Consider the following 23,440-nt stretch of genomic DNA (forward strand, 5'->3'; position numbering starts at 1 on the left):
CAGAGGACCCATATGTCGGCCGCAGCATGGCTTCGCGAGAGCCGCCTTTCCAAGAACCTCTTCGTGATCGCGCCCGGCTCCACCGCCTCCGAGGCCGAGGTCGCCGAGGCCATGAACCGACATGACGGCCTGAGCGGCGGCTGGGCCGGGCCGAAACCGGGCTGGTTCCAGACCGTCGAACGGGTCGGGCGCTGGTGGTACCTCATCGCGGCCGCCCTCGGCTCCGTCTTCTTCATCATCTTCGCGCCCAACGGCGACTCGATCTGGATGAAGGCGTTCTTCGGGATCAGCGCGGGCCCGATCATCCTGCTCCTCATCCAGCTCCTCGTCTACGGCATCGCGTGGACCCAGGTCAAGCTCACCGGCGGCGACAAGAAGGCCGTGCTCAGCGAGGCCAACAAGGTCGCCCGTCCCGCCGCGTTCGGCCGCGACCGGGTCGGCACGATCCTCGCCATGGACCCCTCGGCCGAGCCCGAACTCCACCGCCTCTGCTGGGCCGCTTCCGGAGTCGGCGAACAGGGCCGGGGCGCCGCCATGGATCAGATCCACGAAATGTGGCGCCGTGCGGATCCCGAAGCCGCCGCCGAACTCGACGAGATGATCCGCGACACCCAGGAGAAGCTCGCCCGCTTCCGCAATGACGGCAAGGCCTGATCCCCCACCGAGATGGACGCCGCACTCGGCGACCGGCTGCTGCCCTTGGCATTCGCGTGGGGTCCGATCATCGCCGTCGCGGCCGTCGGGCTGCTTGTGGCAGTGCGCCTTATCAGCCCTGCACGATCCGTCCCTCCGCGGTGCCGTAGTACCAATGGCGGCCGTCCGGGGCCGGGGATAGCGTGCCCGCAGCGAGATCGACCAGGGCCTGCGCCAACTCGACGACCGGACCAGCGGCTACATGCGTCGCACCGCGGAGAAATCCGCGCGTGCCCGCCTCTATCGCGGGCCAGCTCTCGACCTCCTCTTTGCTCACGCCGCCGCGCGCGTCGATCCGTCTGGCCGCCTCCGAAACGCAGTGCAGCAGCACCTGGCGTTGTTCGACAGGGAAGTCGTCGAGCAGGAGAGCAGCGTTGGCGCCCTGCAACGCCTGGGTGAGGAGACGCTGCTCTAACTCGGGCCAGGCCGAGGACCGCAGGTTCGCCGGGATCTCCGCACCGACTCGCGCCGCCTCGATGAAGAGCACTCCCAGCGCCGCATCGTAGGCCCAGAACATCGCTTCACCGGCAATCACCGGCACCGTTCTGCTCATCCGCGCTCCCTCTCCGCCGATCGCTTCCGACATCATCGCCGATCGGATCAAGCGGCTCGGCCACCGGCCGCGACCCGTCTGAGGCGGGCTTCTCCTCGCCGAGCCGATACGGGATGACGCAAACCCCGGTCTGGAACGTTTCAGGGCGGCGGGGGGGGGGGGGGGGGGCCCGCCCCCCCCCCCCCCCGGGGGCCCCCCCGGGGGGGGGGGGGGGCGGCCCCCGGGCCCCCGCCGGCGCCGGTTCCCGGGCAGGGCGCCGCCCGCCCACGGGGCGCGCGGCGCTGCTGTTTCGCGTCACTAGCTTTCGCAAGCGACTCCGTCGTTGTCGCGGTCCAGGTGCTCCGCGTACCCAGGTTCGCCTTCCTGGATGTCAGTCTTCCCGTCAGCGCGAGCCTCCTCGCAGTTCGGGTACTCAGAGCCCGGCGCCGGAGCCTGCGAAGGTCCCGACCAGTTCTCGCACCCGACGCCGTCGTTGTCAGCGTCGAGGTGCGGGCCGAATCCGTGTTCGCCTTCGTGGACGGGCGCCGCGCCGGCTGCGCGAGCGGCGTCGCAGTTCTCGTAGACGAACCCGGTTTCCTCGGTGTCGGTCTCTTCCGTCGGCGTTTCGGCCGAGGTGCCGTGCTCCGGCTCCTCCGTCTGCGTTTCGGCCGAGGTGCCGTCGTCCGACTCCTCCATCATGGCTTCGTCGTCGCCCGTGTCGAGCGGCTTGAAGTCGACCAGTTCGAAGTCGTGGCTGACTTCGCTTTCGTGCGTTCGTTCTCCGCCTGCGGGCGAAGTCGCGATGACGCCCAAGACGAGCGTCATGACCCCCGCTGCTTCGAGCAGCGTCCGAGTCAGTGGGCGTTTGCGGTGAGAGTGCTTTTCGTGTCGTCCGTTGTGGACTGATGACGAGGACGGTGAATGCATCACTACCTCCAATAGCATCGCTTTCGTGCTATTCGACGACCCCTCTGGGATCCTTCCTCGCCAGGATAGGTCGGCGGCTTGGGTCGAGCACTCAAGATCCGGAATCGAAATGCGAGACCCCTGGTGGCGAAGGATGAAGTGGCGCGTCCCGGCAGCATTCGGCACGGGACGATCATGCCGAAAACTGCCAAAGAACGCGCCGAGCAGAACGCGAATCTAGAGCACGACGCCCTCGATCTCGAAGGTCTGCACCGTATTCGCCGGGAACGCCCGCGAGAACCGCTTGGAGGTGACCTGTGTGTCGGTGAACCGGGCGTACCGCTCGGAGCCGCCGGTCTGGGTCGACCAGCGGGTAACCGTTCCATTGGGGACCGTGGCGAAACGCGAGAGGTCGTACGTGATCGTCTGGGCGTTACCGTAGTTCGTGGTGACGAGCACGAGCCGCCGCGCGCCGGCGTCGTAGGCGGCGACGGTGTTCGCCTCGCCGCCGTCGATGATCCGCATGCCGGGCCGGATGTGGCGCGCGTACTGGGCGTAGACGAAGTACTTGGCGTTCGCCGAGCCGAGCGTGCCGGTCTCGTTGTTGGCGTCGATGATGCCCCAGCCGCCGCCGTCGAGCACCTGCCAGTAGCACCACGCGGTCGGGTGCAGCCAGCGGAAGTCGAGGTTCAGGTTGCGCGCCAAGCGCATCCCGCTGGCGTCGTTCTCTCCGTACTCGGAGTTCCAGAGCTTCTTCCCGGCCGCGCTGACGGCACTGTAGACCGAGTCGCGCCTGCCGTTCTCGTACTGGTAGCCGTGGACGTTGACCTTCGCGATCTTGCCCTTGGCGGAGCTCGTGAGCCCGTTCCAGGTGCTCACGGCCTGGTCGTACAGCGATTCGTCGGAGGCGGTGATCGGCATCCACGACAGCCCCCGCGCGTCCAGTTCGGCGCGCAGGTGGTCGATGACGATGGACTGGGTCGCCACGTTGAAGTGGCAGCCCTCCTGCGTGCCGGTGGCCGTCCACCAGTTCGCGATCGGCTCGTTGAACGGGTCGACGTAGTCGAAGTCGACGCCCCAGTTGTCGTGCGCGTACTTGGCGATGGTGGCCATATAGACCGCGTGCTGCTGCCGGTTCCAAGACTGGAGGTTGTCGGCGTTGCCGTCCGAGCCGCCGGAGGGGTTGTGGTTGACGCACATCCACCACATCGGCGAGTTCGAGAACAGCTCGAATATGTTGGCGCCGCGGTCACGGGCCTTCCACATGAGGTTGCGCTGGGCGCTGTCGACGAACCAGTCCCAGCTGGAGGAGGCCGGGTCGCTGGAGTTCCAGTCCTTCCAGTACCCGTCGATCTGGCGCGAGCGCATCATGTTCGGCGAGACGACCATGGACTCGCCGTTGATCGAGTTCCACGAGCACGCGCCCGCGTTGTAGCGCACGATGTTCAGGCCCAGGCCCGGCAGGGTCGCGCCGCCGAAGGACACGGAGTTCCTGGTGAACATGATGTCGGCCAGGTCGTTGCGGTTTCCGAAGGCCCTGCCCCACCAGGCGAGCGAGGTACCCCAGCCTTCCCAGGTGCCCCAGTTCGCGCTGGGGTTGACGGTGGTCGTGTAGTCGGCTCGGGCGGCGGAGGCGACCGCCCCCGAACCGAGTGCGCCGACGCCGGCGGCGGTGATGAGTGAACGGCGACGCATGTCGGCCTCCTGAATCGAATGGTGGAGGCGATCATCGCAGCAGGTATCGAGAAAGTCAAGCCCTTCGATTAAGCGTGAGAAGAAGTGGTGCCAATGAGCTTAGATATCGACAGACGTAGATGTGGTGCGGCGTCGCGACGCCCGTTCAGGCGGGACCGATCCCGCGGTCGCGGACACGGGTAGGGTGGGGCCGTCGAAGTGACGAAAGGGGCTCCATATGACCGTCAGCGTGCTGTTCATCGGCGGGACCGGCCGCATCTCCACCTCCTGCGTACGCGAGGCCGTGCGCCAGGGCATGGAGGTCACCGTCCTCAACCGCGGCAGGACCGCCGAGCGGACCCTCCCCCCCGAGGTCGCCCTCCTCACCGGCGACGCGAGCGACCCCCAGTCGGTGCGCGACGCCCTCGCCGACCGCACCTTCGACGCCGTCGTCAACTGGGTCAACTTCACCCCCGAGCAAGTCCAGCGCGACATCGACCTCTTCGCCGACCGCACCGGCCAGTACCTGTTCATCAGCTCCGCGAGCGCCTACCAGACCCCGCCCGCCTACCTGCCCGTCACCGAGTCCACCCCGCTCAAGAACCCCTACTGGCAGTACTCGCGCGACAAGATCGCCTGTGAGGACCTCCTCGTCCAAGCCCACCGCGACAGCGACTTCCCGGCCACCATCATCCGGCCCTCGCACACCTACGACGAGACCATGCTGCCCTTCGACGGCGGCTGGACCGTGGTCGACCGCATGCGCTCCGGCAAGCCCGTCATCGTGCACGGCGACGGCACCTCGCTGTGGACCATCACCCACGCCCGCGACTTCGCCGTCGGCTTCACCGGCCTCCTCGGCAGGGCCGAGGCCATCGGCGAGGCCTTCCACATCACCGGCGACGAAGCCCCCACCTGGAACCAGATCTTCACCTGGGTCGCCGAAGCCGCTGGCGCCGAAGCGAATCTCGTCCACGTCCCCAGCGACGCCATCGCCGCCGCCGACCCGCGCTGGGGCGCCGGCCTCCTCGGCGACAAGGCCCACTCCATGGTCTTCGACAACACCAAGGTCAAGCGCCTCGTCCCCGAGTTCGGCCTCGGCGCCACCCCGTACAAGCTCGGCGCCCGCGAAGTCGTCGACTGGTACGACAACCACCTCGACCACCAGCTCGTCAACGCGGACATCGACAAGACCATGGACTGGCTCGCCGAACGCTACGCCCCGCGCGCGATCTAGTCCTCCACCAGCTCCCAGCCGTCCGGCACCAGGTCCGCGTCCTCGCACAAGAGGGCGCGGCCCTCCCGCACCCGCACCTTGTCGACGTACACGCCGCGGCCCTGGTAGTTCGGGTCGCTCGTGTACCGCCAGCGCACCCGCGACGTCCCCTCCGGCAGCACCCCCTCCGCCTCGATCCACTGCCGACCCGCGAAACCCGAGAACACGCTCTCCACCCGCCAGCAGTGGTCCTCCGTGCGCAGATCCAGCGGCACCGCCGTCCACGAGCCGCCGTCCGGGCTCGCCTCCAGCACGGCCACATCGGTCGCCTCCGTGTCGTACCAGAGTTTGAACGAGGCCCTCGCTCCCGAGACCGCGCGCGGCAGCACCCCCGTCAGCGTCGCGGTCGCGGCATCGGCCTGGCCGGCGTACCAGGCCCGGTCCTTGATCCGCACCGGCACGGCGCGGCCCATCGGGCGGCTCGCCGCCCGCCGGTACGCGCTGGCCGTGCCCCAGTTCCGCGTCGGATGCACCCGGTTGGTGAGCAGCACCAGCAGGGCCCCGGCGAGCGGGTCGAGCACGATCGACGTCCCGGTGTAACCGGTGTGGCCCACGGTGACCGGCGAACTCATCGCGTCCATGTACCAGCGCTGGCCGAGCTGCCAGCCGAGGCCGCGCGCGGCGCTTTCGCCCATCCCGGCGTTCATGTCGGTGAAGACCATCCGGGCGGTGTTCTCGGTGAGGATCTCGGCGCCGCCGTAGCGGCCGCCGTTGAGGATCATCTGCCCGAACACCGCGAGGTCCCAGGCGGTGGCGAACACTCCGGCGTGCCCGGCGACGCCGCCGAAGGCCCAGGCGTTCTCGTCGTGCACCTCGCCGTGCACCATGCCGCGGCCGGTCCACGGCTGGTACTCGGTGGCGGCGGTCCGTGCCCGGTCGACCGGGTTGTAGCCGGTGTCCTTGAGCCCCAAGGGCTCGCAGATGAGCTCGTCCACGAGCGCGTCCAGCGGCTTCTCGGCCACGAGCTCCAGGATCTTGCCGAGCACGATGAGGTTGAGGTCGGAGTACTCGTAGCCGCTCCCGGGCGGGCGCCGCAGGGGCCGGGCGTAGATCGCCTCCATGCGGGCCTGCTCGTCGGGCAGGTTGTACAGGTTGATGAACGCGATCATCCCGGAGGTGTGGGACAGCAGGTGCCCCAAGGTGATCGGGGTCTTCTGCGGGTCGAGCGCGTCGAAGTCGGGCAGGTACTCGATGACGGGCAGCTTCAGGTCGATGAGGCCCTCGTCCATGAGCGCGCCGGTGACGGTGGCGGTGAACAGCTTGGAGATGGAGGCGAGGTCGTAGACCGTGTCCGTCTCGGCGGGCAGCCAAGCGTCCTTCGGCAGCTCGATCGCGGTCTTCGTCGCCTCGTCCCAGCCGGAGTAGCGCAGCCGGTGGCCGCCGGCCGCGTGCTCGACGACCACGCCGTCACGCGCCGCGATCACCGTGTAGCCGGGGAACGCGGGCGCCGCCCCCTCCATGAAGGCATTGAGGCCGGGGGTGATGCGGGCGATGTGGGCGGCGCTGAGCCGGGCCTCCCGGCAGGTTCCGTACCGCAGGTGAACTGGCGTTTCAGGGAAGGTCACGTCGTAGGGGCCGGCCGTTGGCGGGCCGGTGAGTTCGGGCATTGAGGGGATCTCCTCGGCGTTGGCACGGGAGGCGAACGCGAGCGCCAGCGCCGCCCCCGCCGCGCCCCCGATCATGGTTCGACGCTGCATTCGTGTCTCCTGGTTATCGTGCCATCACTAAGCGGTGCGGCGATAGAGCAAATACGACTCTCTTTGCTCGGAAAACGCATCCAAATCGGCGGCCCACAGCGTCGTCACCTCGTCGACGTCCGCGCCCGCCTCGATCGCCAGGCGGATCGCCTGATTCCCTGTCAGCTTGTCCAGCCAGAACGAGGTCGTGTCCTGCGAGCGCCACCCGTACTGCGGGAAGGCCCGGCGCTGCTCGATGATCATCGCCAGTGCCGTCCGGATCGGATCGAACTCGCGCCGCGAGGTCACCTGCATCTCGACGCCGCCGCAGACCTTGGCGGCCCACTTCGAGAACGTCGGCGTGAAGTACGCCTCGCGGAACCGCGCGCCCGCGAGTTCCTGTACCGCCTCGGCCCACGCGTGGTCGATCCCCGGCGCGCCGAGGAGCTCGAACGGCTTCGTCGTCCCGCGCCCCTCCGACAGCGCCGTGGCCTCGAACAGGCAGGTCCCGGGGTATGCGACCGCGGTGTCGACGGTGGGCATGTTCGGGGAGGGCGCCACCCACGGCAGGCCCGTCTCCTCGAAGTACATGTCCCGCTTCCAGCCGCGCATCTTCACCACGGTGAGATCCGCCGGGGTCGGCACGAACTCGCCGTTGAACAGCGACGCGAGTTCGCCCACGGTCATGCCGTGGCGCTGGGCGATGGGCTTGAGCCCCACGAAGGTGGCGTGCTCGGGGTGCAGCACCGGCCCGCTCGCCTCGCGGCCTGTGACCGGGTTCGGGCGGTCGAGGACGACGAACCGCAGTCCGAGCTGCCCGGCGGCCTCGAGCGCGAGGTACATGGTCCAGATGTAGGTGTAGAACCGCGAGCCGACGTCCTGGATGTCGAAGACCAGCGTCTCGACCCCGATTTCGGCCAGCAGCTCGGCCATCCGGTCCTTGTTGTTGTACGCGTTGTACACCGGTATTCCGGTCTTCGGGTCGAGGAAGTAGTCCTCCCCCTCTCCGGCCTGCGAGACCCCGCGGAAGCCGTGCTCGGGCCCGAACACGGCCACGAGGTCGACCTTGCCGCTCGCGTGCATGAGGTCGACTTCGTGGCTCAGGTCCGGGAGCACGCCCGTCGGGTTCGAGATGATCCCGACCCGCTGGCCCGCGAGTTCTGCGAAGCCGTCCTCGGCGAGGACTTCGATGCCGGTGCGGACGCGCCTGCCTCCGGCGTGGGCCGGGACGGCGGCGGCGGTCGCGAGTGCGGCCCCGGCCAGTGCGCTCCCGAGGAGCCTCCTGCGCTGCATGGTATGCCGCTTCACTCGTACGGGAGGCCGTGGCCGAAGCCGAACAGGACCGATTGCGGGTCGTCCGCGCGCGGGATGTCCACGGGCAGCCTGCCTTGCGGTGCGAGGTGGCCGAGTACGACCGCGACGGCCGATTCGAGCCCGTCGGCGGCGTACGAGTAGGTCGCCAGGTAGGCGTTCACGTCGTCGGTGAGGTGCGCGATGTCGTACGGGTTCCGGACGCCGAGCGCCACCACGGGCACTCCCGTGGCGGCGAGCGCCTTGACGAGGTCGACTTGGGTCGGGTTGGCGGCCACGCCGTTGGTGCTGACCACGATGAAGCCCTTGCCGTTCGCGGCGGCTACAGCGGCGTCGATCTGCGCCCGGGTCGGGGCGATGCCGGTGACGACCCGGGCGGGGGTGAAGCCGCGCTTGGTGAACTCGGCGGTGAGCAGGTTCGTGGTGGTCTCGCCCCAGCCGGTCACGAGCAGCGAGCCGCCGTCGGTGGGGATCGGGAGCGTCCCGTCGTTCGTGACGAGCGTCGTGGTCCGGTCCGAGAGCGATTGGGCCGCTTCGAGATGCGCGGCGGTGCCGACGATGCCCGCGACCGCGTCGGGGTCGGCGTACGGGTCGTCGTACAGCCCGAGCCGGTACTTGAGGCCGAGGATGCGCGTCACGGACTGGTCGATGCGCTGCTCGGTCAGCTCGCCCGCCGCGACGGCGGCGAGTACCGCGTTGTACGCCAGGTCGAGGTCCACGGGCATGAGCAGCATGTCGATTCCGGCCTGGAGCGCCAGCACCGGGATCCGGTCGTCGCCGTAGCCTTCCCGCACGCCTTCCATGGCGAGCGAGTCGGTGACGATGACGCCGTCGTAGCCCAGTTCCTCGCGCAGGAGCCCGGTGAGGATCGGCTTCGAGAGGGTGGCGGGCGTCAGGGTCGGGTCGAGGGCCGGGAACTGGATGTGGGCGCTCATGATCGCGCCGACCCCGGCGTCGATCGCGGCCCGGAACGGCGGCGCGTCGACCTCCTGCCACTCCTCGTAGGTGTGGTCGATCTGCGGGAGGTCGGTGTGGCTGTCGTCCTCGGTGTCGCCGTGTCCGGGGAAGTGCTTCACGGTGGCCGCGAGGTCGCCGCGGGCCTGGTAGCCCTCGACCTGGGCGGCGGCGAATCCGGCGACGTGCTCGGCGTCGGAGCCGAAGGAGCGCACGCCGATCACCGGGTTGGCCGGGTTCACGTTGACGTCCGCGTCGGGCGCGAAGTTCACGTTGAGACCCATCGCCCGCAGCTCGGTGCCGCTGATGACGGCCGCTTCGTAGGCGGCGGTCGGGTCGTGGGTGGCGCCGAGCGCCATCGCCCCGGGCAGCTGCGTCGCGGGCGCGGTGATGCGTACGACCAGGCCGTGCTCCTGGTCTGTGGCGATGAGCAGCGGTTCACCGTCCGCTGTGGATGCAGCCTGGAGTCCGTTGGAGAGACCGGTGATCTGGGCCGGGTCGGCCACATTGTTCGACCAGGCGAAGTAGATGATGCCGCCGACCTTGTAGGCGGCGATGAGCTCCTCGGCGTTGTCCACGCCGTGGATCTCCTGGTTCTTGGCGACGTCGGCGGGGTCGCTCGTGTCGGCCGTGCGTCCGTAGGCGTAGACGGTGAAGAGCTGGCCCACCTTCTCCTCGAGGCTCATGGCCTTCAAACGGCGCTTGACGAACCGCTTCTCGCTCGGGGCGCCTCCGGCACTTGCGGCGCTCGCGGTGGCGGCGGCCGCGGCGGCGCCGAGGGCGGCTGCGAGCACGGTCCGACGGGGATGCGTCATGGGCTCCTCCAGGTGGCGCGGGGGCTCGGGGAGGGTCGTCTTTCGACCCTCTTGACCCGATCGGCTCATCCTGGCAGAAAACTTCATGTGAAGGCAAGACTACGGAAAAAATTTTCAGAAGTGTTCAGACGAGCGCGGGTACCGCAAAGTGGAGCGCCCCCGCGTCGGCGTCCAGGGTCGCCTTGACGCCCAAGGGAATCGTGAGCGATCCAGCGCAGTGGCCGAACCCGAACTCCTCGACGACCGGCACGCCCCGCCCGGCGAACCGGTCGATCAGCACCGCGCGCACCTCCTCGTAGGGGCCGCAGTCGGCCCAGGAGCCGAGCACGACCCCGGCGAGCTCGGCGAAGTACCCGGCCCGCTCCAACTGGGTCAGGGCCCGGTCGATCCGGTACGGCTCCTCGCCGATGTCCTCCAGGAGCAGCAGTCCGCCCGCGACGTCCCGCCGGTGATGCGCGGTCCCCGCTTCGGCCGCCAGAAGCGTCAGGGTTCCGCCGAAGGTGACGCCGGTGGCGGTGCCGCCCGCGAGCGGCCTGGCGGTGCGCGAAGCGATCCGCTGGACCCGTTCGGGTGCGAACAGCTGGAGCCGCAGGTGCTCCTGCACCTCGGGGTTCCCGGTGAACCGCGTCCAGGTCGGCATGGGGCCGTGGATCGAGGCGACGCCCAGTTCGAGCGCGATCGCCTCGTGCATCGCCGTCACATCGCTGAAGCCGATGAACGCCTTCGGTTCGACCGAAGCCAGGGCCTCCCAGTCGAGGTGCTCGATCATCCGCTGCGAGCCGTAGCCGCCGCGCGAGGCGATCACGGCTGCGACCGACGGGTCGAGCCAGGCCTTCGCGAAGTCGACGGCCCGGTCGCCGTCCGCCCCGGCCAAGAACCCCGTGGACGCCGTGGCACTGGGCATCACGACCGGTTCGAGGCCCCATCCGCGCAGCACCGCCAGCCCGGCGTCCAGGCCGCCTTCCGGGAACGGGCTCGCGGGGGAGACGATCGCGATCCGATCGCCCGGGACGAGCCGCCTCGGGCGGCGCAGCGGCTCGAGGCTCACGACTGCAGCTCCAATGTGAAGTCGGGGCCGGGGAACGCGAAGACCTGCGCGTACAGAGCGTGTTCGGCGAGCACCGAATCCACAATGGTCGACGCCTGGCGGAAGCCGTGCTGCTCGCCCGCATAGGTGCGGTAGGCGTGCGGCACGCCACGGCCCTCCACGGCCCGCAGCAGCTTCTCGGCCTGCTCGGGCGGGCAGATCGCGTCCTCGAGACCTTGCAGGAGGAGGAACGGCACCTCGATGCGCTCGGCGTGGTGCACGGGTGAGCGCTCGATCGAGCGCTCCTCCAGGACCTCGGGCGGGCCCACGAGCGAGTACACGTACTGCGATTCGAAGTCGTGCGTGCCGTTCCCGGTCCAGCCCGAGAGGTCGAGGATCGGGTACTTCACCACCGCGCACGCGTAGACCCCTTGGGTCGCTTCCGATGTGAGCGACGCGGCGGCGGTCCAGCCCCCGGCGCTGCCGCCCCGGATCGCGAGCCGCGCCGGATCGGCCGTGCCCTCGGCGGCGAGCGCCCGAGCCACGGCCGCGCAGTCCTCCACGTCCACTTCGCCCCACCGCTCGCGCAGCCGCTCCCGGTATTCGCGGCCGTAGCCGGTGGACCCGCCGTAGTTCACTTCGACCACGCCGATCCCGCGCGAGGTGAAGTACGCCAGCTCCATGTCGAGCACCGCGCGCACGCTGCTCGTGGGCCCGCCGTGCACCCACACCACATAGGGCGGCCGTTCCCCCTCGGGCCCTTCGAATCCGGGATTGCGCGGCGGGTAGACGTGGGCGTGGATTTCGCGCCCGCCCGGCCCCTCGAACGTCCGGTGCTCGGGGACGGGGTAGTAGGCCGGGTCGACCTTGTCATGGTGCGCGTTCGCGATCACTCGGCCCTCGCCGGTGCGCGAGTCCACTTCGACCAGTTCGTATCCGGAGGCCGGGCTCGCCGCCAAGCCGTACACCTTGTCGCCGATCACGCAGAGCCCGCCGAGCCAGTCGGTCCACGGGCCCTCGACCGGCCGCCGCTCCTGCGTCCCGTCGCCGTACAGGCTGAGGCGGCTCTCGCCTTTGCCGTGGATCACGGCGAACGCGTTGTGCACGCCCGGCCTGGGGATCGGCAGGAACCACCGGGACCCCAGCGTCCACATGGGGCCGGCGAACTCCTCCTCGGCCTTGACGAGCGTCCCGCTCGAATTGTCGTACCAGTCGTGCCAGTACAGGTTCCACCAGCCGGTCTTGTCAGACGAGTAGTAGATCCCGGCGGCGCCCTCATTCCCGCCGATCTCGACCTGCGCGATCGAGATGCCGGGTCCGCCCGCGATGCGGCGGTCGACCCACAGCTCGCCCGCCGGGTTGATCTCGGCGATACGCAGATCCGTGCCGTCCCAAGGCATCTGCGGATGGTTCCAGGCGATGTACCCGACCGACTCCTCGCCGGGACTGAGCTTCGGTCCGGTCAGGAACCGGTACGAGCCGTCGGTGAGCTCCCTGATCCGAGACCGGTCGGCGGCGGCCGAGCCGTCGAGCGGGACCGCCGCGAGCACCCGCCGCAGGTCGGTCGGGCGCTCCCCGGTGAACTCCTCCATGACCGCCCAGACCTCGCCGAAGCGCTCCACGATCACCGGCTCGCAGAACCGCAGCCCGGCCGGGACCGGCGGTTCCGGCGTCAGCGGCACCGGCTCGCCGCCGCCGTCCGGCTCGAACCGGTAGAGCCGCTGGTCGGCGAAGTTCGTGAACACCACGAGCGGCCCGTCCTCGCGCATCGCGCCCGCCCACGGGCGGCCGCCGTACTCGTGGACCCGGTTGCGGGGGTTCCACGGCGGCGCCAGCACCGACTCGGTGGTGTCGTCCTCACGCCGCCGGATCAGCGCCCGCCGCCCGCCTTCGGCCGGGCGCGGCTCGGTCCACCACAGCTCCCCGCCCACCGCTCCGAGCGCTCCGGGCCAGCCGTCGGACTCGGCGACCATCTCGACCGTGATCGGCGATGCCCAAGCGCCGTAAGGGGACTGCTGCAATGGTGTACTCCTCTATGCGTTCCGCAGGAAGTCGTCCAGGACCCGCAACCCGAAATGCAGCCCGTCGACCGGGACCCGCTCGTCGACGCCGTGCGCGAGCCGCCCGTACCCGAGCTCGGCCGTCTGCCCCAGTGGGGCGAAGCCGTAACCGGTGATGCCCAGCTGCGCGAACTGCTTCGCGTCCGTGCCCCCCGACATGCAGAACGGCACCGGGTGCCCCTCGGGGTCGAACTTCCGGACCGCCGCGCGCATCGCCGCGAACGCGGGGGAGTCCACCGGAGCGGCCAGCGGCTGCGTGCGGTGCTGGTACTCCCAGCGCACGTCGGGCCCGCACAGCGCATCCATCGTGGCCTCGAACTCGGCTTCACCGCCGGGCAGCACCCGGCCGTCGACCTCAGCGTAGGCGTGCTCGGGGATCACGTTCACCTTGTACCCGGCCCGCAGCACCGTCGGGTTGGCGCTGTTGCGCAGCGTCGACGCCACCAGCTGCGCCGCCGGCCCCAGCTTCGCCAGCAGCCCGCTGATGTTCCGCAGCTCCGGGTCGTCCAGGTCCGCCTCGACACCGCAGACCACGGCGAGCTCGGTCAGCGCGGCCCGCACCGTGGGCGTCAACCGCAGCGGCCACTCGTACGCGTCGATCCGCGCGACGGCGGCCGCCAGCTTCCCGACCGCATTGTCCGGGTTCGCCTTCGAACCGTGCCCGGCCGTGCCCGAAGCCGAGAGCCGCAGCCACGCCGTGCCCCGCTCGCCCGCCGCGATCGGATAGAGCCGCAGCCCGTTCCCGCCGTGGAACGTGAACCCGCCCGACTCCGAGACGCCCTCAGTGCAGCCCTCGAACAGGTCTGGGTGCGCCTCCGCGAGGTACCCCGCGCCGTACTCGGCGCTGGCCTCCTCGTCGGCCGTGAACGCCAACACGATCGGCCGCCGCGGCTTGACACCGGCTCTCGCCCAAGCGCGCACGGTCGCGAGGACCATGGCGTTCATACTCTTCATGTCGATCGCGCCGCGGCCCCACAGCATCCCGTCGCGAATCTCCCCGGAGAACGGATGGACGCTCCAGTCCGCCGCTTCGGCCGGGACCACGTCCAGATGCCCGTGCACCAGCAGCGCATCCGCATCGGGGTCCGAACCTTCGATCCGGGCGACCACATTGGAGCGGTTCGGGGCCTTCTCCAGGATCTGCGCCTCGATGCCGACCTCCGCGAGCCGCTCTGCCGCGTACTCGGCGGCCTCGCGCTCGTTCCCGTCCCCGCCGCCGTGATTGGTGGTGTCGATCCGGATCAGCTCCGACGTGAAGCGCACGACCTCCTCGAGCGCGGCCGCGTCGATCGGCTCACCCATACGCCTCCTCCATCGCCGCGGAGGCGATCGTCGTGACCGCCTTGAAGCACCGGATCGCCTCGTACATGCTCGGCAGCTCGAACCCGACCCGCCGCTCGCCGACCCGCTCCACACCAGGGACGACCGTGACGGCCCCCGCCAGGTGCTCGGCGTCGAACTCGACCTCGATCCGGTGCGGCTCTTGTACCGGCTCGCGCCGCCCGGCCAGCGCCACCGCCTCGGCCGCGCCCTTGCGGATTGCGCGAATCGCCCACTTCGGGGTGCGGCACGCGGCCGCGTACCGCGAGATGTAGTCTTTCACCGCGATGCCGACCGCCTTGGGCGCGTAGGCGTGCGCGTCCTCGACGGTCTTGTCGTCGCCGGTCACCATGATCACCGGCACCCCGAACTCGGCGGCGACCGCCGCGTTCAACCGCCCCTCGCTCGCGCGCACCCCGTCGAGCCACACGCCGGTGATCGTGTTCGCCAAGTAGGTGTGCGCCAGCACCCCCTCCAAGCCGGCCCCGGCGTGGTATCCCAGGAACACCACCGCGTCCGCGCCCTGCACGCCTTCCATCATGGACAGATCCTTGTGGCGCCCGGCGATGAGCGTGACCGGCCATTCGAACCGCTCGGCCATGAGGTTCCGCATCGACCAGTGCGCGTCGTTCACGACGATCTCGCGGGCGCCGCCCCGGTGCAGCCCCTCCACCGCCGCGTTCACCTCATCGGTGAACAACGGCCGCATCCGTTCCCAGCCGGGCCCTCCCGGCAGCACATCGTCGGGGCAAGTGACGCCCGTGGCGCCCTCCATGTCGGCACTCACGAGGATTCTCACACGGCCATCCTCGCATCCCCGTGCAACGAGCGGTCCAGATGGCACGCGACCAGATGCGGCTCCGCCTCGGGCCCAAGGATCTTCAAGTCCTCACCGGTGCACTGGTGCAGCACCGCCGCGGCGTTCCCCGAGGCCACCTCCTGGCAGCGCGGTCGGAACCGGCACCCGCCCGGGATCTTCGACGCGTCCGGCAGCTCCCCGGCGAGCACGATCGGCTCGGCGACAGGGGACTGGGCCTCTGAAAACCGTGGAAGCACCGACACCAGCGCCCGAGTATACGGATGCCGCGGCGCCGTGAGCACCTGCTCCACCGGGCCCTGCTCCACGATCCGACCCAGGTACATGATCGCGATCCGGTCCGCGATGCTCCACGCCAGACCCAGGTCGTGCGTGATCACCAGCGCCCCGAGACCCTGCTCCTCCTTGAGCCGCAACAGCAGCGACAAGATCTCCCCGCGCACCGACGCGTCCAGCGACGCCACCGGCTCATCCGCCACCAGCAGGCTCGGCCGCAGCACCAGCGCCCCCGCGATCACCACCCGCTGCCGCTGCCCGCCCGAGAGCTCATGCGGATACGCCAGGAAGAACTGCTCCGGCGGCCGCAGGCCCGCCCGCGACAGCGCCTCGGCCACCCGGCCCGGCTCATCCTCGGAGATCCCGTGGATCCGCAGCCCCTCCGCCACCGCGTCATACACCGTGTGCCGCGGATTCAACGCGCCTGTCGGGTCCTGCAGCACCAGCTGCACCTGCCGCCGGTACGCCTTCAACGCCCGCGTCGAATACCGCAGCGGCACGCCGTCGAACGCCACCGTGCCGCCCGTCGCCCGCTCCAGACCGAGCAGCGTCCGCGCCAACGTGGTCTTCCCGCAACCGGACTCGCCTGCCAGCGCCACGATCTCGCCCGGCGCCACGTCCAGGTCCACCCCGTCCACCGCCCGCGCGACCCGCCCGCCCGGCAACCCGAACTCGACCCGGAGACCCCGGGCCGTCAGCGTCTTCTCCTCAGAGGACAACGGGCATCCCTTCCTGCGCTACGAAACAAGCACTCACCCTCGCGGACCCGACCTCGAGCAGCTCCGGCGACTCCGCGCCGCACCGCTCCACCGCGACCGCGCACCGCGGCCGGAACGAACACCCCTGCGGCAGGCGCGCCGGATCCGGCGGGTCGCCCGCCAGGCCGCCCGGGTTCATGCGCGCCGCCGGGTCCCCGATCACCGGGAACGCCGCCCCCAACGCCGCCGAGTACGGATGCCGCGCATGGGCGAACACCTCATGCGCCGGGCCCTCCTCCACGATCCGCCCCGCGTACATCACCGCCGCCCGGTCGCACACCGCCGACAGCACCGACAGGTCGTGGCTGATCATCACCAGACCCACCCCGCGCTCGGTCACCAGATCCGAGATCAACCGCAGCACCTGCGCCTGCACCATCACGTCCAGCGCCGTCGTCGCCTCATCCGCGATGATCAGATCCGGGTCGCACGCCAGCGCCATCGCGATCATCACGCGCTGCCGCTGCCCGCCCGACAGCTCATGCGGGAAGCTCCGCGCCCGCGAAGGCGGCAGCCCGACCCGCTCCAGCAGCGCCTCCGCGCGCTTCGCCGCCGCCGCAGGCGTCGTCTTCGCCTCGTGCACCAGGATCGGCTCCGCGATCTGCCTCCCGATGCGCTGCACCGCGTTCAGCGAATGCATCGCCCCCTGGAACACGATCGAAGCGCCCGTCCACCGCACGGCCCGCAGCCGCCCCCACCCCATCTTGAGCAGGTCCTCGCCGTCGAGCAGGATCTCCCCGCTCACCTCGGCGCTCTTCGGCAGCAGCCGCAGCACCGCCATCGCCAGCGTCGACTTCCCGCACCCCGACTCCCCTGCGATGCCCAGCGTCTCCCCGGCGTCCACACGCAGATCGACGCCCCGCACGGCCGGCAGCCGCCCGCGCGAGCCCCGGTACGTCACGTGCAGGTCCTTGAACTCCAGCAGCGTCACGACTCACCCCGAAGCCTCGGATTGAACACGGCCTCCAGCGCTCGGCCGCACATCATGAACGCCAGCACCACCACCAGGATCGCCAGACCCGGCGGCAGCAGGTACCACCACGCGTGCGCCGAGACCGCCCCGTTCTCCGACGCGCGGTTGAGGATCGATCCCCACGACACCACGCTCGGATCGCCCAGGCCCAGCCACGCCAGCGAGGACTCCATGAGGATCGCCGAGGGCACGAGCAGCGTGGCGCTGGCGAGCACCAGCGGCAGCACGTTGGGAAGGATGTGCTTGGTCATCTGGTGCCAGTGCCCCGCGCCGAGCGCTTTGGCGCGCTCCAGGTAGGGGCGCGACTGGACGGTCAGCGTCTGGGCGCGCACGAGCCTGGTCGTGCCGGGCCAGGAGACGAGTGCGATCACGGTGATGGTGGTGGCCATGCTGCGGCCGAGGACGGCGAGCAGTGCGATGGCCACGACGAGGCTGGGCAGCACCATGAACCAGTCGGAGAGGCGCAGCGCGATCCAGCCGTACCAGCCGCCGATGTGGCCGCTCGTGACGCCCACGGCCGTGCCGATGACGATGGCGACCACGGTCGCGGTCAGTCCGATCACGAGCGAGAGGCGCGAGCCCCAGAGGGTGAGCGCGAGGATCGACCGGCCGGTCTCGTCGGTGCCGAGCGGGTATTCGGCGCTCGGCGGGGCCATCCGTCCGCCCGTGGCGCGGGTGACGCTGAGGGCGGACTCGTCGATGAGGATGGGGGCGGCCAGCGCGAGGATCACGATGGCGCCCAGCAGGACCAGGCCGATCACGCCGGTCCGCTGGCTGCGGTAGGAGGCCCAGGAGCGGGCGAAGGACTGCCGCCGCCGCGCCCGTCTGAGCGCGCGCGGTGAGACTGTTGTCGTCGTCATGACCTGCGAATCCTGGGATCGATGAACCAGTAGAGGATCTCGGCGCACAGCACGGCGAGGATGGTGGAGCTGGAGAACAGCACGAACAGCGCCTGCAGCACCGGCCGGTCCGGGTAGAAGATCGAGTTCACGAAGAGTGTGCCGAGGCCGGGCCAGCTGAAGACGGTCTCGGTGACGATGGAGCCGTTCACGACCGAGCCGAGCGCGAGGAACACGAGGGTCACGGTGGGCAGCAGCGCGTTCGGCACGGCGTGCCGCTGGCGCACTTCGTCGTCGCGCAGTCCCTTGGCTCGGGCGGTGGTCAGGTAGTCGCTGCCGAGTTCATCCAGAATGGACGACCGCATGATCATGAGGTACCCGGCGTAGACCACGGCCGTGTAGGTGAGCACCGGCAGCACGAGGTGGTGGCCGATGTCGACCGCCTGCGACCAGAAGTCCGGCGGAGTGCTCGGCGAGCGCATCCCGTTGACGGGGAACAGCCCCAGGTACCGGGCGAAGATGAGGATGACGATCATCCCGAGCCAGAACGTGGGCGCCGAGTAGAGCACGAGCCCGGTCGCCACATGCCCCTTGTCGAACCGGCTGCCCTGCTTCCAGCCCGAGCGCGTGCCGATCCAGAACCCGAGCAGCACCGCGAGGACCATCCCGGTGCCCGAGAGCAGGAGCGTGGCCGGGAGCCGCTCCACGATGAGGTCGAAGATCGGCCGCCGGTACTGGAAGGACTCGCCGAGGTCCATAGTGAGCGTGCCGGCGATGTAGTCCCAGAACTGCTGCCACAGCGGCCGGTCGAGGCCCAGCTCGGCCCGCATCGCCGCGCGCTGCTCGGCCGAGACCGGCCGCTCCTTGGTGAGCTGGTCGATCGGGTCGCCGGCGATGAGCCGGAAGATGAAGAACGAGGAGAACAGCACCAGCAGCAGTGACACGGCCGCGCCGCTCACGTGCTTGAACAGGTACCGCCCGAAGCCGCTCGAGACTCGGCCGCGCCCCGCGGACGGCGCCTCGAGCGAGGCGCCGTCCGCGGGCAGGGAACGCTCGGTCATTCGCGCTCGTCAACCGTCTTCTTGCGCCGCATCACGAAGACCACCGCGGCCGCCGCGACGGCGACTGCCGCTGCCGCGACCGCGATCCACACGCCCATCGGCACGCCGCCGTCTTCGGCGGTACCGGCGGGCTGCGCCGTGTAGTACGACCACGTGAAGCCCTGCTGGCCGGTGACCATACCGCCGGCCGGCTGCGGGGTCATGCCCGTGACCCGGTCGTGGTTGTAGGCCTCCATGACGTTCTGGTAGTACAGCCAGATCACGGGGGTTTCGGTGTACAGCATCTCCTGCTGCAGCTTCACGAGCTCGGCGCGCGCCCCCGGGTCGGACTCGACCTTCTGCTGCTCGTGCAACTCGTCGAATGTGGCGTTGCAGTAGGAGTTCTCGCTCGAGCGCTCCGATCCGTCGGTGAGGGTCGGCAGCACCGCGCAGGTGTGCATGCCCAGCTGCTCGGTCGGGTTCGGCCCGACGCCCCAACCGGAGAACGCGATGTCGAACTCGCCCAGGTAGGCCAGGTCGTTCAGGGTTCCCTGCTCGATCGCCTGCGCCTCGACCGCGATGCCCAGTTCGGCCCACCACTCGGTCGCGAATTCCACGATGGTGGCGTACGCGGTGTTGTCGGCGTGGTGGTAGAACCGGAAGTTCAGCGGCTCGCCGCCGCCGGGCATCGTGCGGATGCCGTCGGCGCCGCGCGCGTAGCCGGCCTCGTCGAGCAGCCGGTTCGCCTCGGCGAGGTCGAACTGGACGAGCTTGTCGCCCCCGTCCCAGTGCCACTGCTCGAAGATCGAGGGGATCAGCGAGGTCGCCGGTTCGCCGCTGCCGTCGAGCACGGTGTCCACGAGGGCCTGCTTGTCGATCGCCATGTGCAGCGCCTGCCGCACGAACGGGTCCTTCAGCGCCGGGTGCCCGTCGCCGAACTCGGTGCCGTCCTTCGTCACCGTGCCGTGGTTGATGGTGAGCGAGACGTACCGGCGGCCCTGCACGTCGTTGGTGGTCACGTGTTCCTGGGACTTGAGCGCGTCGATCTGGGCCGGGTTGAGCGCGCCCTGCATGCCGTTGCCGACGATGTTGACCTCGCCCGCTTCGAGCGCTGCCACCGCCGCGTCGGTCTCGACGTAGTAGTCGTAGACGACCTCGTCGAAGCCCGGCGCGCCCTCCCAGTAGTCCTCGTTCGCCTCGAGGCGGATGAACTCGTCGGTCTTGTACTCGGTGACCTGGAACGGGCCCGAGCCCACCAGCGGCAGCTGGTTCGCGTCGTCAGCCGAGGGATCGGGGTACTCGGACCAGATGTGCTCAGGGACGATGTAGACCTCGCGGCTGAGCACCTCCGCCGGGGCGGGGGAGGCCAGCGTCAGCACGAAGGTCGACTCGTCGGTCGCCTCGGCGCTCACGAGGTTCTGAGCGAAGTCGATGTTCCAGTCCCGGATCGCCTGGTTCTCGATGAGCAGCCCGTAGGTGTAGGCCACGTCGTCCGCCGTGAGCGGTTCGCCGTCCGACCAGGTGGCGCCCTCGCGGATCTTGAACGTCCACGTAAGACCGTCCGCGGACTCCTCCCACTCGGTCGCCAGGCCCGGAACCGGCTCGTAGTTCTCGGCGCTCATCCGGACCAGCGTCTCGTACGTCATCATGCTGGTCTCGTAGGTGATCACGAACCGCCGCTTGAACGGGTTGAAGGTGTCGACCTCCTGGTTCGTGGCGATCCGGAGGGTGTCGGTGTCCTCCTCCTGAGCGGCGGCGCCGGGAGCGGCCACCGCGAGCGCGCCGGCCGCGAGGGCCAGCGCGGCGACGGCGGAGAAGCACCGCCGTATCAGGGCGTGGGGATTCATGGGGTGCAAGTCCTCGCATTCCGTTCCAGGATTCGGGCGCCCCGGCGGGCACGCCACCGGTCCTCGATGTACCGACCAGAATGACGGAACACTTCTTGAGTTGTCAATGAAGTGAAGAAAGTTTTCATTGCCGCAACATGATGCCACGTCCGCGGACCGGCCGCGGGCAGCACGACGCCGCTCATGGTCTACACGATCGTCTACGCCTTCTCGAACGTCGTCCTGCCGCTGCCGGGCCCGATCGCCGTCATGGCCCGCGCCATCGGTTAGGGTCCGGCCCTAGAGCTTCCAGGTCCCGTTGGTGTTCAGCATGATCGAGTAGACCGAGTCCGTGGCGGTGATGAACAGCCGGTTGCGCTTCGGGCCGCCGAACACCAGGTTCGACACCGACGGCTGCGGGATCGGCAGGGTCGCCAGGTGGGTCCCGTCCGGGTGGAAGCAGTAGACGTCCGCCGCGGCGGCCCACACCCGGCCTTCGACGTCCACGCGCAGCCCGTCGAAGTTCCCGCCGGGGGACTCGCAGAACACCTCGCCGCCGCTGAGCTTCCCGCCGTCGACGTCGAAGCGGCGGAGGTGGCCGCGGCGGGTGTCGGCGATGTAGAGCACGGACTCGTCGGGGGAGAAGGCGAGCCCGTTGGGCCGCTCGAAGTCGTCGGCCACGCGCTCGACCGCGCCGGATCCGGGGTCCACCCGGTACACGTGGCAGCCGTCGATCTCCGGTTCCGCCTGGTGCCCTTCGTAGTCGCTGGTGATCCCGTACGGCGGGTCGGTGAACCAGACCGCGCCGTCGCCCGAGACCACCACGTCGTTGGGGCTGTTGAACCGCTTGCCCTCCCAGCGGTCGGCGAGGACGGTGATCGAGCCGTCCAATTCGGTCCGCGTCACGCGCCGCGCCCCGTGCTCGCACGAGACCAGGCGGCCCTGCCGGTCCAGGGTGTGCCCGTTCGTGTACCCGGCGGGGGAGCGGAAGACGCTGACCGAGCCGTCCGTCTCGTCCCAGCGCATGATCCGGTCGTTCGGGATGTCGCTGAACAGCAGGTACTTCCCGGAGGGCACGTACACCGGTCCCTCGGTCCAGCGTCCGCCGGAGAACAGGCATTCGAGGTAGTCGTCGCCCGCGACCGCGAAGCGCTCGTCGAGTTTTCGGAAACCCACCGGAGCATTGTGCATCGAAACTCCTCGATATAGCCTGATCGTGTGATCGTGCACAGTCTCGTCACGGTCACTGAAAGCGGCGCGAAGCCGCACTCACGTTAGCTCAATCCGACGTCGGCCGGGACGGGCCCGGCCGACGCTATGAGACGGGAAACGAACATGGGACCGGCACTCCCCAGTAGACGGCGCCTGCGCGCCGCGATCGCCGCGACAGCGGTGGCCGTGGTCGGCGCGGGCGCGACGGCGTTCACCATGATGACGGCCGAGGCCGCCACCACCGGCTGCGAGGTCGACTACCAGGTCACCGCAGAGTGGCCTGGCGGCTTCAACGCCAACGTGGACATCACCAACCTCGGCGACACCGCGATCGACCCGTGGAAGCTCGAATGGGACTTCCCCGGCACGCAGAAGATCGGCAATGCCTGGAACACCAGCGCGACCCAGTCCGGCCAGCACGTCACCGCCTCGGGCGTGGACTACAACAAGCGGATCGCCGCCGCCTCGACAGCGAGCTTCGGCTTCAGCGGCACCTTCACCGGCAGCGCCAACGCGGTGCCTGAAACGTTCAAACTCAACGGCGCCACGTGCACCGGCGACACCGGCCCCTCGCCCACCAACCCGCCCACCAACGTCACCGCCTCGCCCACCGAGGTGCCCACGGGCGGCCCGGGCCAGGACGAGTGGAACCCGCCCTCGAACCTGGTCCAGCCCCTCAATGAGGTCTGGGCGCACGTCGAAGACACCTACAACCTGAACTTCCGCAACTTCGGCTGGGACCAGGTGATGGCCACCGGCGGCACGATCAACTACTGCGTCCGCTGGGACTCGCGGAACTCGGTGTCCCTTCAGACGCGCGACGCGATCGAGGCGAAGCTCCAGCAGCAGTACAACCTCTGGTTCGACCAGATGAAGGGCTGGAGCGAGTGGCCGTTCGACCAGATCGACGTGAACGTCGTCGGCTGGGCCGCTTACGACCGCAACCTCCTCCAATGGAGCGACGGCTCGGTCGACGTCTACATCGGGGACATCCGCGAGGACGCGCCGCAGTGCTCCGAGGACTGCGGGCGGTTCTTCCACCAGGACGGGAACTACTCCCAGTGCCCGGGCGGCGCGGCGCACCACTACGACCAGAGCCTGTGGCTGACCCAGGGCATGGGCGGCGGCGCGGGCGGCGACTGGGGCCAGCGCATGGGCCAGGAGTACTTCGTGAACTCGCTGAACTCCAGCCAGATCACCATCTACCTGCACGAGCTCGGCCACACGTTCGGCCTGGACGACTTCTACGACTGGACGCCGACCGGCCAGTGCTGCTTCATCATGAAGGCCGGCTCCTCCTCGACGATCACCACGTTCGACCAGTGGATGCTGCGCGACTGGTGGCGCCACCTCAAGAGCCGCTACGGCTATTAGTCCCTCCCCTTGACGGGGGCGGGGCGGGGGGGCCGCCCCCCGCCCCCGGCGCGGGCCCTCCCCACCCCCCGACCCCCCCCC

19 protein-coding genes are annotated in these 23,440 nt (G+C 69.7%); 3 read left to right on the forward strand and 16 right to left on the reverse strand.

Annotation, left to right across the window (positions count from 1 at the left end):
• Nucleotides 1-12 precede the first annotated feature (12 nt).
• Nucleotides 13-654, forward strand: a complete 642-nt coding sequence (locus O1R50_RS08360; RefSeq protein ID WP_270109481.1) for a hypothetical protein — start codon at nt 13-15, stop codon at nt 652-654.
• Between the two features lie 112 nt (nt 655-766).
• On the opposite strand, the gene O1R50_RS08365 is transcribed toward O1R50_RS08360, so the two are convergent.
• The 3 genes from O1R50_RS08365 to O1R50_RS08375 form a co-directional block, all read right to left on the reverse strand.
• Nucleotides 767-1,246, reverse strand: coding sequence for a hypothetical protein (locus O1R50_RS08365; protein WP_270109482.1), 480 nt, complete (start codon nt 1,244-1,246; stop codon nt 767-769).
• 297 nt (nt 1,247-1,543) lie between these two features.
• Nucleotides 1,544-2,050 carry an excalibur calcium-binding domain-containing protein gene (locus O1R50_RS08370; protein ID WP_270109483.1) on the reverse strand — a complete coding sequence of 169 codons (507 nt, stop codon included), beginning with the start codon at nt 2,048-2,050 and terminating at the stop codon, nt 1,544-1,546.
• Nucleotides 2,051-2,368: 318 nt separating this feature from the next.
• The gene (locus tag O1R50_RS08375) at nt 2,369-3,826 is read right to left on the reverse strand and encodes a glycoside hydrolase (protein ID WP_270109484.1); all 1,458 of its coding nucleotides are present in this window, start codon (nt 3,824-3,826) and stop codon (nt 2,369-2,371) included.
• A gap of 217 nt (nt 3,827-4,043) precedes the next feature.
• Here O1R50_RS08375 and O1R50_RS08380 point away from each other — a divergent pair, with 217 nt between their 5' ends.
• The gene (locus O1R50_RS08380; RefSeq protein WP_270109485.1) at nt 4,044-5,042 is read left to right on the forward strand and encodes an SDR family oxidoreductase; all 999 of its coding nucleotides are present in this window, start codon (nt 4,044-4,046) and stop codon (nt 5,040-5,042) included.
• Here O1R50_RS08380 and O1R50_RS08385 read toward each other — a convergent pair.
• From O1R50_RS08385 to O1R50_RS08445, 13 genes are all read right to left on the reverse strand, one after another.
• Nucleotides 5,039-6,778, reverse strand: a complete 1,740-nt coding sequence (locus tag O1R50_RS08385; protein WP_270109486.1) for a serine hydrolase — start codon at nt 6,776-6,778, stop codon at nt 5,039-5,041. The two genes, O1R50_RS08380 and O1R50_RS08385, sit on opposite strands and share 4 nt — an antisense overlap.
• Nucleotides 6,779-6,805: 27 nt before the next feature.
• Nucleotides 6,806-8,050 carry an exo-beta-N-acetylmuramidase NamZ family protein gene (locus O1R50_RS08390; RefSeq protein ID WP_270109487.1) on the reverse strand — a complete coding sequence of 415 codons (1,245 nt, stop codon included), beginning with the start codon at nt 8,048-8,050 and terminating at the stop codon, nt 6,806-6,808.
• A gap of 11 nt (nt 8,051-8,061) precedes the next feature.
• Entirely contained in the window at nt 8,062-9,837 is a 1,776-nt protein-coding gene (locus O1R50_RS08395) for a glycoside hydrolase family 3 protein (protein WP_270109488.1), read from the reverse strand.
• A gap of 124 nt (nt 9,838-9,961) precedes the next feature.
• Nucleotides 9,962-10,885 carry a S66 peptidase family protein gene (locus O1R50_RS08400; protein WP_270109489.1) on the reverse strand — a complete coding sequence of 308 codons (924 nt, stop codon included), beginning with the start codon at nt 10,883-10,885 and terminating at the stop codon, nt 9,962-9,964.
• Entirely contained in the window at nt 10,882-12,837 is a 1,956-nt protein-coding gene (locus tag O1R50_RS08405) for an alpha/beta hydrolase family protein (RefSeq protein WP_408612647.1), read from the reverse strand. The genes O1R50_RS08400 and O1R50_RS08405 overlap by 4 nt, the downstream gene beginning before the upstream one ends.
• A 60-nt stretch (nt 12,838-12,897) precedes the next feature.
• Nucleotides 12,898-14,226, reverse strand: a complete 1,329-nt coding sequence (locus O1R50_RS08410; RefSeq protein ID WP_270109491.1) for a M20/M25/M40 family metallo-hydrolase — start codon at nt 14,224-14,226, stop codon at nt 12,898-12,900.
• Nucleotides 14,219-15,043 (reverse strand): M55 family metallopeptidase, encoded by an 825-nt coding sequence (locus tag O1R50_RS08415; RefSeq protein ID WP_270109492.1) that lies wholly within the window; start codon nt 15,041-15,043, stop codon nt 14,219-14,221. Before O1R50_RS08415 ends, O1R50_RS08410 begins: the two co-directional genes overlap by 8 nt.
• Entirely contained in the window at nt 15,040-16,056 is a 1,017-nt protein-coding gene (locus O1R50_RS08420; RefSeq protein WP_270109493.1) for an ABC transporter ATP-binding protein, read from the reverse strand. The genes O1R50_RS08415 and O1R50_RS08420 overlap by 4 nt, the downstream gene beginning before the upstream one ends.
• Nucleotides 16,046-17,026, reverse strand: a complete 981-nt coding sequence (locus tag O1R50_RS08425; protein ID WP_270109494.1) for an ABC transporter ATP-binding protein — start codon at nt 17,024-17,026, stop codon at nt 16,046-16,048. Before O1R50_RS08425 ends, O1R50_RS08420 begins: the two co-directional genes overlap by 11 nt.
• Entirely contained in the window at nt 17,023-17,928 is a 906-nt protein-coding gene (locus O1R50_RS08430) for an ABC transporter permease (RefSeq protein ID WP_270109496.1), read from the reverse strand. Before O1R50_RS08430 ends, O1R50_RS08425 begins: the two co-directional genes overlap by 4 nt.
• Nucleotides 17,925-18,968 (reverse strand): ABC transporter permease, encoded by a 1,044-nt coding sequence (locus tag O1R50_RS08435; RefSeq protein ID WP_270109497.1) that lies wholly within the window; start codon nt 18,966-18,968, stop codon nt 17,925-17,927. Before O1R50_RS08435 ends, O1R50_RS08430 begins: the two co-directional genes overlap by 4 nt.
• Nucleotides 18,965-20,794, reverse strand: a complete 1,830-nt coding sequence (locus O1R50_RS08440; protein WP_270109499.1) for an ABC transporter substrate-binding protein — start codon at nt 20,792-20,794, stop codon at nt 18,965-18,967. Before O1R50_RS08440 ends, O1R50_RS08435 begins: the two co-directional genes overlap by 4 nt.
• Before the next feature lie 279 nt (nt 20,795-21,073).
• Nucleotides 21,074-21,964 (reverse strand): SMP-30/gluconolactonase/LRE family protein, encoded by an 891-nt coding sequence (locus O1R50_RS08445; protein ID WP_408612633.1) that lies wholly within the window; start codon nt 21,962-21,964, stop codon nt 21,074-21,076.
• Nucleotides 21,965-22,108: 144 nt separating this feature from the next.
• Between O1R50_RS08445 and O1R50_RS08450 the strand changes: the two genes are divergently transcribed.
• Nucleotides 22,109-23,359 carry a cellulose-binding domain-containing protein gene (locus O1R50_RS08450; RefSeq protein WP_270109503.1) on the forward strand — a complete coding sequence of 417 codons (1,251 nt, stop codon included), beginning with the start codon at nt 22,109-22,111 and terminating at the stop codon, nt 23,357-23,359.
• Nucleotides 23,360-23,440 lie beyond the last annotated feature (81 nt).

The organism is Glycomyces luteolus (assembly GCF_027622875.1).
In the GTDB taxonomy this organism is placed as follows: domain Bacteria; phylum Actinomycetota; class Actinomycetes; order Mycobacteriales; family Micromonosporaceae; genus Glycomyces; species Glycomyces luteolus.

Coding starts and splice junctions, on each gene's coding strand:
- O1R50_RS08430 (WP_270109496.1), bottom strand. CDS start 17,928: ATGACGACGACAACAGTCTCACCGCGCGCGCTCAGACGGGCGCGGCGG.
- O1R50_RS08390 (WP_270109487.1), bottom strand. CDS start 8,050: ATGCAGCGCAGGAGGCTCCTCGGGAGCGCACTGGCCGGGGCCGCACTC.
- O1R50_RS08435 (WP_270109497.1), bottom strand. CDS start 18,968: ATGACCGAGCGTTCCCTGCCCGCGGACGGCGCCTCGCTCGAGGCGCCG.
- O1R50_RS08405 (WP_408612647.1), bottom strand. CDS start 12,837: ATGGTCGCCGAGTCCGACGGCTGGCCCGGAGCGCTCGGAGCGGTGGGC.
- O1R50_RS08445 (WP_408612633.1), bottom strand. CDS start 21,964: ATGCACAATGCTCCGGTGGGTTTCCGAAAACTCGACGAGCGCTTCGCG.
- O1R50_RS08370 (WP_270109483.1), bottom strand. CDS start 2,050: ATGACGCTCGTCTTGGGCGTCATCGCGACTTCGCCCGCAGGCGGAGAA.
- O1R50_RS08440 (WP_270109499.1), bottom strand. CDS start 20,794: ATGAATCCCCACGCCCTGATACGGCGGTGCTTCTCCGCCGTCGCCGCG.
- O1R50_RS08450 (WP_270109503.1), top strand. CDS start 22,109: ATGGGACCGGCACTCCCCAGTAGACGGCGCCTGCGCGCCGCGATCGCC.
- O1R50_RS08365 (WP_270109482.1), bottom strand. CDS start 1,246: ATGAGCAGAACGGTGCCGGTGATTGCCGGTGAAGCGATGTTCTGGGCC.
- O1R50_RS08375 (WP_270109484.1), bottom strand. CDS start 3,826: ATGCGTCGCCGTTCACTCATCACCGCCGCCGGCGTCGGCGCACTCGGT.
- O1R50_RS08380 (WP_270109485.1), top strand. CDS start 4,044: ATGACCGTCAGCGTGCTGTTCATCGGCGGGACCGGCCGCATCTCCACC.
- O1R50_RS08385 (WP_270109486.1), bottom strand. CDS start 6,778: ATGCAGCGTCGAACCATGATCGGGGGCGCGGCGGGGGCGGCGCTGGCG.
- O1R50_RS08360 (WP_270109481.1), top strand. CDS start 13: ATGTCGGCCGCAGCATGGCTTCGCGAGAGCCGCCTTTCCAAGAACCTC.
- O1R50_RS08410 (WP_270109491.1), bottom strand. CDS start 14,226: ATGGGTGAGCCGATCGACGCGGCCGCGCTCGAGGAGGTCGTGCGCTTC.
- O1R50_RS08395 (WP_270109488.1), bottom strand. CDS start 9,837: ATGACGCATCCCCGTCGGACCGTGCTCGCAGCCGCCCTCGGCGCCGCC.